17 protein-coding genes are annotated in these 13,244 nt (G+C 63.0%); 5 read left to right on the top strand and 12 right to left on the bottom strand.

Features of this window, described 5'->3' with window-relative positions; translation table 11 throughout:
- Window positions 1–157: 157 nt before the first annotated feature.
- The 4 genes from PBR20603_RS08765 to lysS all read left to right on the top strand — a co-directional run bounded on the left by PBR20603_RS08765 (window position 158) and on the right by lysS (window position 3,609).
- Window positions 158–379 carry a hypothetical protein gene (locus PBR20603_RS08765; RefSeq protein ID WP_150559158.1) on the top strand — a complete coding sequence of 74 codons (222 nt, stop codon included), beginning with the start codon at window positions 158–160 and terminating at the stop codon, window positions 377–379.
- Window positions 380–460: 81 nt separating this feature from the next.
- A protein-coding gene (gene prfB, locus PBR20603_RS08760; protein WP_174977849.1) for a peptide chain release factor 2 occupies window positions 461–1,565 on the top strand; the annotation gives its coding sequence in 2 pieces (ribosomal slippage) (window positions 461–532 and window positions 534–1,565; 1,104 coding nt in all).
- 3 nt (window positions 1,566–1,568) lie between these two features.
- Window positions 1,569–2,048 (top strand): Ivy family c-type lysozyme inhibitor, encoded by a 480-nt coding sequence (locus PBR20603_RS08755; RefSeq protein ID WP_150559156.1) that lies wholly within the window; start codon window positions 1,569–1,571, stop codon window positions 2,046–2,048.
- Window positions 2,049–2,064: 16 nt separating this feature from the next.
- Window positions 2,065–3,609, top strand: coding sequence for a lysine--tRNA ligase (gene lysS, locus PBR20603_RS08750; RefSeq protein WP_150559155.1), 1,545 nt, complete (start codon window positions 2,065–2,067; stop codon window positions 3,607–3,609).
- A gap of 108 nt (window positions 3,610–3,717) precedes the next feature.
- Here the strand turns inward: lysS and PBR20603_RS08745 are convergent, their stop codons facing one another.
- The 3 genes from PBR20603_RS08745 to PBR20603_RS08735 form a co-directional block, all read right to left on the bottom strand.
- The gene (locus PBR20603_RS08745) at window positions 3,718–3,897 is read right to left on the bottom strand and encodes a hypothetical protein (protein WP_150559154.1); all 180 of its coding nucleotides are present in this window, start codon (window positions 3,895–3,897) and stop codon (window positions 3,718–3,720) included.
- A gap of 82 nt (window positions 3,898–3,979) precedes the next feature.
- Complete coding sequence (locus PBR20603_RS08740) at window positions 3,980–4,582, bottom strand: hypothetical protein (protein ID WP_150559153.1); 603 nt, start codon at window positions 4,580–4,582, stop codon at window positions 3,980–3,982.
- A 30-nt stretch (window positions 4,583–4,612) separates the two neighbouring features.
- Window positions 4,613–5,893 carry a glycosyltransferase family 87 protein gene (locus PBR20603_RS08735; protein WP_150559152.1) on the bottom strand — a complete coding sequence of 427 codons (1,281 nt, stop codon included), beginning with the start codon at window positions 5,891–5,893 and terminating at the stop codon, window positions 4,613–4,615.
- Window positions 5,894–6,171: 278 nt separating this feature from the next.
- Between PBR20603_RS08735 and PBR20603_RS08730 the strand changes: the two genes are divergently transcribed.
- The gene (locus tag PBR20603_RS08730) at window positions 6,172–6,891 is read left to right on the top strand and encodes a glycine zipper 2TM domain-containing protein (RefSeq protein WP_150559151.1); all 720 of its coding nucleotides are present in this window, start codon (window positions 6,172–6,174) and stop codon (window positions 6,889–6,891) included.
- 170 nt (window positions 6,892–7,061) lie between these two features.
- Here PBR20603_RS08730 and iscX read toward each other — a convergent pair whose 3' ends face one another.
- The 9 genes from iscX to iscR all read right to left on the bottom strand — a co-directional run bounded on the left by iscX (window position 7,062) and on the right by iscR (window position 13,141).
- Window positions 7,062–7,253, bottom strand: coding sequence for a Fe-S cluster assembly protein IscX (iscX, locus tag PBR20603_RS08725; protein WP_042115426.1), 192 nt, complete (start codon window positions 7,251–7,253; stop codon window positions 7,062–7,064).
- Window positions 7,254–7,306: 53 nt separating this feature from the next.
- Window positions 7,307–7,648: an ISC system 2Fe-2S type ferredoxin gene (gene fdx, locus PBR20603_RS08720; RefSeq protein ID WP_150559150.1), complete on the bottom strand. Its 342-nt coding sequence runs from the start codon at window positions 7,646–7,648 to the stop codon at window positions 7,307–7,309.
- Window positions 7,649–7,671: 23 nt separating this feature from the next.
- On the bottom strand, window positions 7,672–9,549 hold the full coding sequence (gene hscA / locus PBR20603_RS08715; protein WP_150559149.1) for a Fe-S protein assembly chaperone HscA: 1,878 nt from the start codon (window positions 9,547–9,549) through the stop codon (window positions 7,672–7,674).
- Window positions 9,550–9,635: 86 nt separating this feature from the next.
- Window positions 9,636–10,166 (bottom strand): Fe-S protein assembly co-chaperone HscB, encoded by a 531-nt coding sequence (gene hscB / locus PBR20603_RS08710; RefSeq protein ID WP_150559148.1) that lies wholly within the window; start codon window positions 10,164–10,166, stop codon window positions 9,636–9,638.
- A 200-nt stretch (window positions 10,167–10,366) separates the two neighbouring features.
- The gene (locus PBR20603_RS08705) at window positions 10,367–10,612 is read right to left on the bottom strand and encodes a DUF3565 domain-containing protein (RefSeq protein WP_150559147.1); all 246 of its coding nucleotides are present in this window, start codon (window positions 10,610–10,612) and stop codon (window positions 10,367–10,369) included.
- The gene (gene iscA, locus PBR20603_RS08700; RefSeq protein WP_150559146.1) at window positions 10,578–10,901 is read right to left on the bottom strand and encodes an iron-sulfur cluster assembly protein IscA; all 324 of its coding nucleotides are present in this window, start codon (window positions 10,899–10,901) and stop codon (window positions 10,578–10,580) included. Before iscA ends, PBR20603_RS08705 begins: the two co-directional genes overlap by 35 nt.
- A 31-nt stretch (window positions 10,902–10,932) precedes the next feature.
- On the bottom strand, window positions 10,933–11,340 hold the full coding sequence (gene iscU / locus PBR20603_RS08695; RefSeq protein ID WP_150559145.1) for a Fe-S cluster assembly scaffold IscU: 408 nt from the start codon (window positions 11,338–11,340) through the stop codon (window positions 10,933–10,935).
- 18 nt (window positions 11,341–11,358) lie between these two features.
- Window positions 11,359–12,582 (bottom strand): IscS subfamily cysteine desulfurase, encoded by a 1,224-nt coding sequence (locus PBR20603_RS08690; RefSeq protein ID WP_150559144.1) that lies wholly within the window; start codon window positions 12,580–12,582, stop codon window positions 11,359–11,361.
- Window positions 12,583–12,613: 31 nt separating this feature from the next.
- Window positions 12,614–13,141 carry a Fe-S cluster assembly transcriptional regulator IscR gene (gene iscR / locus PBR20603_RS08685; protein ID WP_150559143.1) on the bottom strand — a complete coding sequence of 176 codons (528 nt, stop codon included), beginning with the start codon at window positions 13,139–13,141 and terminating at the stop codon, window positions 12,614–12,616.
- Between the last annotated feature and the right edge of the window lie 103 nt (window positions 13,142–13,244).

Below are 13,244 nucleotides of genomic sequence, written 5' to 3'. Positions count from 1 at the left end.
GAGCGGCGACACTTCAATAATAGTGAACAAAAACGCCTCAATATTTCACTTTTTTAGCGCAACAGGAAGGCATAAGCTTCGGGTTATCCCTAGTGCGACGTCTGCCACGGCATCCCGCCCCGGTCAGTCCGCCGCCACTCCCGAAGGAAGTCACATCATGTTCCGCCCTCTGTCCGCCGCCGCCAATGTCAACACCTTCGCACCGGTGGTTGCTGCACCGGTCACGCCGCTCGGCCTGTTCTTCCGTGCCATGGATCAATGGCGCCTGCATTACGAGCAGACGCTGCAAGCGGAAGCCCTTGCCTCGTTCGACGACACGTCGCTCGCCGATGTCGGTTACGCCCGTGACGCCTTCGGTCTGCGCCACACCGCCCGCTGAGTTCCCCCTGAAATGTGAGGGGAATGGGGGCTTCGCTGCGCTATAATTGCGGTTTTCCCGAATTCGCAACCGTCATAGCTCATGGAAGCCGAACGCCTTAACGCCCTTGAATCCCTGCTCGCCGACCTGCGCACCCGCGTTGGCGAGCTCAGGGGGTATCTTTGACTTCGATGCCAAGCAAGCTCGCCTGATTGAAGTCAACAAAGAACTCGAAGATCCCAACATCTGGAACGATTCCAAGCGTGCGCAGGCACTCGGCAAGGAAAAGAAGGCGCTCGATAGCATCGTCACCAACCTGACCGAGCTCGACGCAGGCCTTTCCGATACGCAGGAACTGTTCGAGATGTCCCGCGACGAGGGCGATGAAGACTCGTTGCTCGCGCTCGAAAGCGACACGCAGGCGCTCGCCGCGCGCGTGGGTGAGATGGAATTCCGCCGGATGTTCAACAACCCGGCCGACCCGAACAACTGCTTCATCGACATCCAGGCCGGCGCCGGCGGCACCGAGGCCAACGACTGGGCCGGCATGTTGCTGCGCCAATACCTGCGCTACTGCGAACGCAAGGGCTTCAAGGCCGAAGTCCTTGAAGTGTCGGACGGCGACGTCGCCGGCATCAAGAGCGCCTCGCTGAAAGTCACGGGCGACTATGCCTACGGCTACCTGCGCACGGAAACCGGCGTGCATCGTTTGGTGCGCAAGTCGCCGTTCGACTCGTCGGGCGGTCGCCACACGTCGTTCGCCAGCCTGTTCGTGTACCCGGAAGTGGATGATTCGATCGAGATCGACATCAATCCGGCCGATGTTCGCACCGACACGTATCGCGCCTCCGGTGCGGGCGGTCAGCACATCAACAAGACCGACTCCGCCGTTCGTTTGACGCACATCCCGACCGGCATCGTCGTGGCCTGCCAGAACGACCGTTCACAGCACCGTAACCGCGCCGAAGCGTGGGACATGCTGCGCTCGCGCCTGTTCGAGCACGAGATGCGCAAGCGTCGCGCCGAGCAGGACAAGCTGGAGTCGAGCAAGACCGATGTGGGCTGGGGCCACCAGATTCGCTCGTACGTGCTCGACCAGTCGCGCGTCAAGGACCTGCGCACCAGCGTGGAAACCGGCAATACCGGCAAGGTACTCGACGGCGATCTGGACGACTTCATCTCCGCGAGTCTCAAGCAGGGAGTGTAAGGAATGGCGTTTGTCCGCACGCTAGCCGTGTGGGTGGTGAGCGCGCTGTGCATGCAGCGCGCCGCCGTTGCTGCCCCGGCCAGTACGCCGGGCGCACCCGGTGCAAATCCCGAGACGGGACCGTACCTGCATGAATTGCTCAAGCGTCCGGACTTCTCGGGCGCGTATGCACGCATCGTTGCGCCCCGTGGGGTTCCCGCGTGGGTACGTCAGGGGGGCACGTCGACGCCGTCGCAACGCGTGAGCGTGGCAGGCAGACCGTGGTTGCTGGTGCAAAGCTGCAAGCCTCACGACTGCCCTAGCGAGTACGTCCACATTTTGTATGAGCCGCGCTCGCAGGCGATCGCGGCGCTGTTCGTGCGAGACCCGAGTGCGGCGGCCAACGCCGGACCGCGTCAGGATCGCACCGAACTGATCTGGCTGGGCGCGCCCGACGGCTCGCTCAAGAATGCCCTGCTGCACACGCTGCGTTTTACCGAATAACCTCATCGTTCGCATCATGACCGATCAAAACACTCCGGCCCAATCGGCCACCCCGGCTGGCGACCTGCCGCAGGACGACAACAAGCTCATCGTGGAGCGTCGCGAGAAACTGCAGGCACTGCGTGCCAACGGCGTGGCGTTTCCGAACGACTTCCGCCCGGAGAATCACGCGGGCGATCTGCAAGCCCGTTTCCAGGACGTGGATAACGAAACGCTCGAAGCCGAGCCCGTCCCCGTGTCGGTGGCAGGGCGCATGATGCTCAAGCGTGTGATGGGCAAGGCCGCGTTCGCCACCGTGCAGGACAGCAGCGGCCAGATCCAGTTCTTCATCGGCCGCGACGACGTCGGCGCCGACTCGATGACCGCCTTCAAGGGCTGGGACATCGGCGACATCATCGCCGCGACCGGCACACTGTTCCGCACGCGCACCGGCGAGTTGTCGGTCAAGGTGAAGGAACTGCGCCTGCTCGCCAAGGCACTGCGTCCGCTGCCGGACAAGTTCCACGGACTGTCCGACCAAGAGACGAAGTACCGTCAGCGCTACGTCGACCTGATCACCTCGCCCGAGACGCGCAACACGTTCCGCGCTCGCGCCAAGGCCATCGCCTCGATTCGCAAGCACATGACAGACGCCGACTTCATGGAAGTCGAAACGCCGATGCTGCACCCGATCCCGGGTGGCGCTGCGGCCAAGCCGTTCATCACGCACCACAACGCGCTCGACATGCAGATGTATCTGCGTATCGCGCCGGAACTGTATCTGAAACGCCTGATCGTCGGCGGCTTCGAGCGTGTGTTCGAGATCAACCGTAACTTCCGTAATGAAGGCGTGTCGCCGCGCCACAATCCGGAATTCACGATGATGGAGTTTTACGCAGCCTATACGGACTACCGCTGGCTGATGGACTTCACCGAAGCGCTGATCCGAAACGCCGCCGTCGATGCCCGCGGCACCGCGACCATCGAGTATCAGGGCCGTGAACTGGACCTGTCCAAGCCGTTCCATCGTCTGACGATCGTCGAAGCGATCCGCAAGTACGCGCCTGAATTCACCGACGCGCAACTGGCCGACATCGACTTCGTGCGCGGGGCGCTGGGCAAGTATGGCGTGAAGGTCGATGCACCGCAGTTCAAGAACGCCGGTCTCGGCGCACTGCAACTCGCGCTGTTCGAAGAGACGGCCGAGAGCCAACTGTGGGAGCCGACCTTCATCGTCGACTATCCGGTGGAGGTCTCGCCGCTCGCGCGTGCGTCGGACACGCTGCCGGGCATCACGGAGCGCTTCGAGTTGTTCATCACGGGCCGCGAAATCGCGAACGGCTTCTCGGAGTTGAACGATCCGGAAGATCAGGCCGCACGCTTTCGCGCGCAGGTCGAGCAGAAGGACGCCGGCGACGAAGAAGCGATGTACTACGACGCCGACTACATTCGCGCGCTCGAGTACGGCATGCCCCCGACGGGCGGCTGCGGTATCGGCATCGACCGTCTGATCATGCTGCTCACCGACAGCCCGAACATTCGCGACGTGCTGCTCTTCCCGCACCTGCGCCGCGAAGACTGATCCAGAGGCGACGGGCTATTGCCCCTCGCCTCGCGCCCTACGGCAAGCATGAATCAGCCGCAGCCCTCGTCAGGGTGCTGCGGTTTTTTTTCGACTCGCGGCCGACGTTCAACGGCGCAAGCGATCTGTGAGACGCTCGACGGCGGATGCGTCTGTGGATTCGTCCGAAACGTCGGTATCGGTGTTGGCATCAATCTCGCAACGCGGTGTCACCAGGGCCACATCAGGTGATGCGGCAAACGGCATGAACGTGCCGCCCAGTATCGGCACTTCGACGGGAGCTTGCATCGGCAAGAAAGGCCGGCAAGTCGCCACCGCCCCTGGTTTGTCGCATCCGGCGCGCGACTCAAGCGAAATGGGGAAGTCCCTCCTAAAACGCCGGTTCACCGCGATAAGCGGACGGCCAGTCGCCATCAAGTCGCAGCCAGCTACGCGAGATGGGGAGAATCGCGCCGCTCGAGCCCTCCTCCACCAACTGGCGCAGTGCCAGCGAGGATAGTGTCTTTGTGTCGGTTGGAAACGCGAGAAGCAGTGTGCGATTCACGGCAACAGCAGCAAACTCCGGTACGTCGAAGTGTTCGACCATCGATTGATAGAGATTGCCCAGCACCAGTCCCCCGGCAGGTGCCATCCAGTTGCCGCGACAGCCGCCGACGAGGGTGCCGTCATCGAGCCGGGCGATGCCGAACTCGAAGTGACGCGCCGACCATGCCCGGGAAAGGTTCGATGCCGCTTGTGCAAATGCCGCCTCGAATGTCAGACCGGCCTCGCGTAGATCTCGCGACTGTAATCGGCGCAGCCCTGCCGGGCCATCGAGCACCAGCGTGACGAAAACGTCATCGGAAAATGGCTCGCTGACGTCACCCGCCGGATCGTGCATATCGACCCAGGTACGTTGCACCACATACGGATAGACGTGCGGATGGGCGGCTGCGTCGAGCGGCGTGTCCAGCGGAGGCAGGGTATCGATCATGACGTTGGGACAAGTCGACAGGAATGACGTTCACAGACAATACGTGCCATTATGCGCGCGCCACCACCGCAATGCGCGCGCCGCGATCAGTAACATCGTCAACGGTAACAGCCAGACGCCCCACTGCCCCATCGGCGTCCAGAGCACCGCAAGGTACGCTTGCAACGGTAGCAGCCAGACAGCGATTCGCAGCACGCCGGCGAATCGCGCGCCTCGAGGAGGTCGTACGGTCGTCCCGGCCAAGTCGCGCGAAGTCGTCAGGCACAACAACGGCACGATGAGCCACGCCAGCTCGTAGTACAGCAAATAGGGCTGCGCGAGCAGCGTCGCCATGATGGCGGCAGCCACACGCAATGGCAGTGGCGCGCGCGTGCTCCACAGCGATGCGGCGAGCCCAACCGACAGACCGGCCACGAGGGCATATAACGCGTACGCCACCGGTAACGTTGCACCGTGCAGGCGCGCTGCCGCAAACACCGTTGGCATTGCATGCCAGATGCCGCCTGCACCTTGCTGCACCACGTCCGCGTTGAACTGCGACACTGCGGTGAAGAACGCGTCCCACAGCGCCCAACCGGACCATGCCAACGAGAGGATGCAACAGACGCCACCGGTCACGATCATGACGCTCAGTGCCCGCCACTGCCGGGCGCATAGCCACCACAGCGGCAGCAACATCGCCAGTTGCGGCTTGATCACCAGCAGCCCGCCGCACAGCCCGGCAAGCAGCGGCCGAGTGCCGGAATAGGCGAGCGCCAGGCTCATCAACATCAGTGTGATGAGCGAGTTCTGACCGGCGAGCAATGCGATCCATAGGCCCGGAAATGCCATCGCGACGAGCCATGGCCAGCGCGAGCGCTGCCTCCATTCCCGCACCGCGATCGCGAAAGCCGCAACGCTGACGATCACGTACACCGCGTATGCCCACGGATAGGGCAGCAACGACAGCGGCTGGATGAGCCATTGAAAGGTCGGTGGATATAACCAGTACCCGGCCTCCGGGTAAGCGGGAAAGAACCGAAGTATGGCGGGAACGAACGTCGCGGGATCGAATGCGGCAAGCGCGTCGGCATGACGTGTGATCCATGACACGGTCCAGAAAACGCGCAAGTCGTGTCCCAGCGGTGGCATGCCTTGCGTTCCCCGGCCGTCGCTCGTCAGCCAGCTCACGGCCCACGCGCCCAATGCGAGCCACTGCGCGAACATTGCGACACCTGCGGCAATGAGCACGCCGCGCGGCATCGTATCGCGGCTCGAGCCCCTTCCTTCGGATGCCAACGGCAAATCGGATGACGCCGCCTGACGATTCACGTCCGTCCTCCTCCGCGACTTGTTTCATTTGTTAAGACACCCTCGCGCGCGGGGCACGAAGAATGACATCAAACACAGAAACTTTCTATATTTTTCATGCACTTACCGCGCCATCAATGTGCATTTTCACGGCGTCGCCGCGATGCACATCTTACATCGCGTTACAAAATGAAACGCATGCCGCGCTTGCCCTGACGGAAACTTTTCTTAAGCGAAACCCCCGTGCATGCCAGCACGCAAAAAGGGGGGCGCAACAACCGCACGATGGAGAAAACAATATGGATAACGATCTGCAACCGCGTCGCATGCATCCACTGGTCGCTGCCGCCGCCGGCAGCGTCGTCGTCGTCAGCCTGCTCGGCGTGGCCGCGATCACGGGCGTGCTGCCCGTGGCCAAGAGCACGGACGGCCCAGCGCCGGCCGGCAACCCTTCCCAATACGCATTGACCTCGACGCAAGAACCGTCGTCGTCTTCGCTGCAATCGCCGCAAGGAAAGCCGCAAGCGTCACAACAGGCCCAGCAAGTGCCGCAGCAAGCCACTCAGCAAGCCACTCAGCAATCCAGATACGCACCGCAGCAGGCCCCGGCACAACCTGCTCCTGCTCCGCAACCGTCGTATGCGCGAACCTCGGCAGCCGCCGCACAACAACAGGCGGGCGCCTGCTCGACATGCGGCACCGTGCAGTCGGTCGAGCCGATCCGTACGCAAGGCAGCGCATCGGGTCTGGGCGCTGTCGGCGGCGCCGTGGCCGGTGGCCTGCTGGGCAACCAGTTCGGCGCCGGTAACGGGCGCACCGCGATGACGGTGGTCGGCGCGCTGGGCGGTGGTCTGGCCGGCAATGAAGTCGAAAAGCGTGTGCGCTCCGAGACCGTCTATCGCGTGTACGTGCGTATGGATACCGGCAAGACTCGCTACTGGACGTATCAGTCGGCACCGGGCGTGCAGCCAGGCGATCGCGTGCGGCTCGAGAACAACGGACTGGTGCGCGCGGGATGATCGTCGCGCCCGGCGCGTCGTACTCGACGTGACGGACATCGCAGAAAAATGCAAAAGCCGCTCAAATGAGCGGCTTTTGTTTTGACCGAACCGTCGACCGAAACACCGACTACGCAGCGTAGCGTAGCGGGTCATCCCGCTCGGTCATCGTCCAACGCGATACGCTGTCGTCAGACTTCGTCGATCCACGCCATCTGAATGGCTTCCAGCACCTTTTCACCGGCACGGTCCGGCGAATCGTCGAAACCGTCAAGCGCCATCACCCACTTGTGCAGATCGGTAAAGCGAACGTATTGCGGATCGACATCGGGATGTGCCTCGGTAAGCGCAATCGCGATGTCCTGAATGTCGGTCCATTTCATGGGGCAGGCTCCTTTTCTCCTGACTTGTCACCACACGACGCCAGCGGCGTTGCTCAGTGATTTTCCTTGGCGTGATTGATCGTGTACTTGGGAATTTCGACGACCAGATCGGTGTCGGCGGGCATCAAGGTCTGGCACGACAGGCGCGACGTCGGCTCCAGGCCCCAGGCCTTGTCGAGCAGATCCTCCTCCTCGTCCTCGGCCGGCTCGAGCGACTCGAAGCCCTCGCGCACGATGACGTGGCAAGTGGTGCAGGCGCACGACAGCTCGCACGCATGCTCGATCTCGATGCCGTTGTCCAGCAACGCTCTGCACACGGAGGTGCCCGTCGGAACTTCCAGCACGGCGCCCTCGGGGCACAGCTCGACGTGGGGCAATACAACGATTTGAGGCATGGCTTTGGATTTCCGTGTGTGTCTTACAGTTTGTCGATGTCCGCCACGCGCCGGCCGGCCAGCGCTGCACGGATGCTCTTGTCCATGCGGCGTGCAGCAAACTCATCGGTCGCGTGCGAGAGCGTTTCGGTCGCCGCCTTGATCGCCGTCTGATCATCGCCGGAAGCCTTCTGGCGCAAGTCGGCCAGCAGGCTATCGATCTTTGCGCGCTCTGCGGCCTCGAGCAATTCCGGGTCGGCCTGCAGGGCACTGTCGATCGCCACCAGCAGACGCTCTGCTTCCACCTGCTGCTCGCGCAGCGCGCGGGCGCGCATATCCTGCTCGGCCGAGCCGAAGCTGTCCTGCAGCATGCGCGAAATGTCGTCGTCGGCCAGACCGTAAGACGGCTTCACCTCGATGGAGGCCGCAACGCCCGAGTGCATCTCTTGTGCCGAGACGGACAGCAGCCCGTCGGCGTCGACCTGATACGTCACGCGAATGCGCGCCGCACCGGCCGTCATCGGCGGAATGCCACGCAGCTCGAACCGGGCCAGCGACCGGCAATCCGACGCCAGTTCGCGTTCGCCTTGCAGCACGTGAATGGCCATCGCCGTCTGGCCGTCCTTGAACGTGGTGAATTCCTGCGCACGCGCCACCGGAATCGTCGCGTTGCGCGGAATGATTTTCTCGACGAGGCCCCCCATCGTCTCGACACCGAGCGAGAGCGGAATCACGTCGAGCAGCAACCAATCGTCACCTTCCGCCTGATTGCCGGCGAGCAGATTGGCTTGCACGGCAGCGCCGAGCGCCACTACCTGATCCGGGTCGAGATCGACCAGCGGCTCGCGACCGAAGAAAGCCGCGACGGCCGCGCGCACTTGCGGCATGCGCGTGGCGCCGCCCACGAGCACAACGCCCTTGACATCTTCCGGGCCCATCGCGGCGTCGCGCAGCGCCTTGCGCATCGGACCGATCGTGCGCTGCACGAGGGGTGCGCCAAGCGCGGTGAACTGCTCGCGGGTGAGCTGCAGCGCAACGTGGCGTCCGCCAGACAGCGCAAGCGCGATGGGCGCTTGCTCGGCGTCGGTCAGCGCTTCCTTTGCCGTGCGCGCCTGATCGAGCAGGCCACGCACATCCTCAGGCGTGAGCGAGGCCGCATCGAGACCCGCAGCTTGCACCGCCCAGCGGTAGATCACCTGATCGAAGTCGTCGCCGCCGAGCGCAGAATCACCGCCCGCTGCGAGCACTTCGAATACCCCCTTCGTCAGACGAAGGATCGAAATATCGAATGTGCCGCCGCCCAGATCGTAGACGGCGTAGAGGCCTTCCGCCCCGTTGTCGAGACCGTACGCGATCGCGGCGGCCGTCGGCTCATTGAGCAGGCGCAGCACATTCAGACCGGCCAGACGCGCGGCGTCCTTGGTGGCCTGACGCTGCGCGTCGTCGAAGTACGCGGGAACGGTAATCACCGCGCCCACCAGATCGTCGCCGAGCGTGTCTTCGGCGCGCTGACGCAGCGTCGCAAGAATTTCGGCAGACACTTCCACCGGGCTCTTCACGCCACCTGCGGTGGTCATCTGCACCATGCCGGGGGCGTCGACAAAATCGTACGGCGCGTTATCGGCGTGCGCGACATCGGCCAGACCCCGGCCCATGAAGCGTTTGACGGAGACGATGGTGTTACGCGGATCGGTCGCGGCGGCCGCCTTGGCGTCGTAACCGATCTGGGTACGATGACCGCCCAGATAACGCACGACGGACGGCAGCAGCACGCGGCCCTGATCGTCGGGGAGGACTTCGGCCACACCGCTGCGTACGGAGGCCACGAGCGAATGCGTCGTGCCCAGGTCGATGCCCACGGCGAGTCGCCGCTGGTGCGGCGCGGGGGACATGCCGGGTTCGGAAATTTGCAGAAGGGCCATGACTTTGCAATGCGGGCGACGCGCTCGCGCGTGCGCCCTGTTCTCAAGCAGTTCTCAATGACATGTGACGGCGCCGCACCGGGCCGTCACGCGTTTTCCAGCATTTCGATGCGCTGCGCGATGTCGTCTTCGGCGCGCGCAATGAACATCAGTTGCCGCACGGCTTCCGCCGCCGGCTGCCAGGCGCTGCTTTCGAGCCAGTCACCCAGCTTGGTCAGCCGCACACGACGATCGTCGCGCAGGGACCGGGCGAGCGCTTCGAGGGCATTGATATTGCGCGCGGCGACGGCGTCATCGATCGCTTCGCGCCACTCCATCTGCTGCATCAGGAAATCGGGGGCCATCGCGGTGTTGTTCTCCGCACCCACATCGATGCCCTGCAACGTGAGCAGATACGTCGCGCGTTGCAACGGGTCGCGCAACGTGCGATAGGCAGCGTTCGCCTGCGCAGCCCATTGCATGGCCACGCGCCGCTCGGCGTCGCTCGCACTCGCGAATCGATCCGGATGCACGCGCGATTGCACGGCACGGTAGGCCGCCTCGAGCGACTCGATGTCTAGCGCAAAGCGCTGCGGCAGATCGAACAGCGTGAAATAGTTGTCAGTCAACGCACTCATCGCGCACTCTTCATTCGTCACGGGCGTCGATGCGACATGCCGTCGCGTCACGCCACCCGCACTCGGCCCGCCTTCGGCCCGTAAAAAAAGCGGCTCGCGCCGCCTTGCTGCCTACGCTGTTGCTCACCGCCCGCCATGCTCACCACGGCGGCCCAGGCTTGCGGCATCCGCAGCAACCTCACTGCGCCGCTTGATGCGCTTCACGCATCGGACGGCTCGCCGCGCTCACACTTGCGGCAGGGCAGCGTCGTGCCGAGCATCGCTTCACGGCCTGCGGGACTTTGCGTCCATGTCCGGATCTGCCACGGGGGAAGATGCCGGACATGTTGCCCATGTCCGCACGCCAATCGCGCGACCCACTGGCCTTCGTCGTCTTGGCGAAAACCAACGATCTCGCGCAATGGCACGGTGTCAGACGCGGAACGACTCGCCGCAGCCGCACTCATCCTTGACGTTCGGATTGTTGAAGCGGAACCCTTCGTTCAAGCCTTCGCGCGCGAAATCCAGCTCGGTGCCATCGATATACGGCAGACTCTTCGGATCGACGAGTACCTTCACGCCGTGGCTCTCGAAGACCGTGTCTTCAGTCGCCACTTCGTCGGCGTATTCCAGCTTGTAGGCCAGGCCCGAGCAGCCGGTCGTCTTCACGCCCAGCCGCAGGCCCACGCCCTTGCCGCGCCGCGTCAGATAACGCGAAACGTGCTGCGCGGCCTTCTCGGTCAATGTAATGGCCATTTTTGCCTGATTCCTTTATCCGTCGTGCCGCTCAGGCGGCCTTTGCCGGCTCGGCCGTCTGGCCGTGCTTCTGCTTGTAGTCGGCTACGGCCGCCTTGATGGCGTCTTCGGCCAGAATCGAGCAGTGAATCTTCACCGGCGGCAACGCCAGTTCCTGCGCGATCTCGGTGTTCTTGATTTCGAGCGCCTGATCCAGCGTCTTGCCCTTGACCCACTCGGTCACGAGCGATGACGATGCAATCGCCGAACCGCAGCCGTAGGTCTTGAACTTGGCGTCTTCGATCACGCCGGCTTCGTTCACACGAATCTGCAGCTTCATCACGTCACCGCAAGCCGGGGCGCCGACCATACCGGTACCGACGGCGTCATCGCCCTTTTCGAACGAGCCAACGTTACGCGGGTTTTCGTAGTGATCCAGAACTTCCTTGCTGTACGACATGGCTAACTCCTTGAATGCTCAGTGTGCGGCCCACTGGATCGAATTCAGATCGACCCCGTCCTTGTACATTTCCCACAGCGGCGACAGATCGCGCAGCTTGCCGATCTTGCCCTTGAGCAGTTCGATGACGTAGTCGACTTCCTGCTCGGTCGTGAAACGACCCACCGTAAAGCGAATCGAGCTGTGCGCCAGTTCGTCGTTACGGCCCAGGGCACGCAATACGTACGAAGGCTCCAGCGAGGCCGACGTGCACGCCGAACCCGACGACACCGCGACATCCTTGATCGCCATGATCAGCGATTCGCCTTCGACAAAATTGAAGCTGATGTTCAGGTTGTGCGGCACACGTTGTTCCATGTCGCCGTTCACATACACCTCTTCCATTTCCGTCAGACCGCGCAGCAGGCGATCGCGCAGCATACGCACGCGCTCGTTCTCTGCCGCCATCTCTTCACGTGCGAGACGGAACGCCTCGCCCATGCCGACGATCTGGTGCGTGGCCAGCGTGCCCGACCGCATGCCGCGTTCGTGACCGCCGCCGTGAATCTGTGCCTCGATACGCACACGCGGCTTACGGCGCACGTACAGCGCGCCGATACCCTTCGGGCCATACGTCTTGTGCGCCGAGAACGACATCAGGTCGACCTTCAGCTTAGCCAGATCGATCGGCATCTTGCCGGTCGCCTGTGCCGCGTCGACATGGAAAATGATGCCCTTCTCGCGGCAGATCTCGCCGAGGGTTTCGATGTCCTGAATCACGCCGATCTCGTTGTTCACCGCCATGATCGACACGAGAATCGTGTCCGGACGCAGGGCCGCCTTGAAGACATCCAGATCGAGCAGACCGTCGTCCTTGACGTCCAGATACGTGACTTCGAAGCCTTCGCGCTCAAGTTCGCGCATCGTGTCGAGCACGGCCTTGTGCTCGGTCTTCACCGTGATGAGGTGCTTGCCCTTGCCCTGGTAGAAGTGTGCCGCGCCCTTGATGGCGAGGTTGTTCGACTCGGTGGCGCCCGACGTCCAGACGATCTCGCGCGGATCGGCGTTCACCAGCTTGGCCACTTCCTCGCGTGCCTCTTCCACCGCTTGCTCGGCGGCCCAGCCAAACGAGTGGCTGCGCGATGCCGGGTTGCCGAACTGCTCGCGCAGGTAGGGCAGCATCTTGTCCACCACGCGCGGGTCAATCGGCGTCGTGGCGCTGTAATCCATGTAGATGGGGAGGTTGAGGGTGTCGTTTTTCATGGGGTGCTCCAGGATCGTGCCGTGGCGCCTGTTATGAACGGGCCATATCGAAGACCGAATTGGGAATGCGCGTAGCGATGGTCTGACTCGTAGCGCCGGACTCGCGGGTGTCGCGCAGGACCGTCTGCTGGGCCTGCTTGCTACGCTGCTGCTCGACGAGGTCGCGCAGGGAAACGGAATCAAGATACTCGACCATCTTCTGGTTGAGTGTCGCCCACAACTCGTGCGTCATGCAGTGGCCGCGATGGCCGTCCTGGCCCTTTTCGCAGTTGCCCTTGCTACCGCACTGTGTGGCGTCAAGCGGTTCGTCGACCGCAATGATGATGTCGGCGACCGTCACCTCTTCCGCACGACGCGCAAGGCTGTAACCGCCGCCCGGCCCGCGCACGCTCTCCACGATCTCATGGCGGCGCAGCTTACCGAACAGCTGTTCCAGATAAGAGAGGGAAATTCGCTGACGCTGACTAATGCCCGCAAGCGTCACGGGACCCGCGTCCTGGCGCATGGCCAGGTCGATCATCGCCGTAACGGCGAAACGGCCTTTCGTGGTAAGTCTCATGATGATGCAGGGGATTAATCTCGACTATTTTCGTCAAGTATAAATTCCCTACGAATTTAGTCAAGTACTTCTGGCCCATTTTTTGCGGAAGTTCCCTCGCCCG

The sequence above is a fragment of the Pandoraea bronchicola genome (assembly GCF_902459805.1).
In the GTDB taxonomy this organism is placed as follows: Bacteria; Pseudomonadota; Gammaproteobacteria; order Burkholderiales; family Burkholderiaceae; genus Pandoraea; species Pandoraea bronchicola.
Note: the sequence above shows the minus strand (reverse complement) of the source record. Positions and strands in the feature narration are given on the sequence as shown.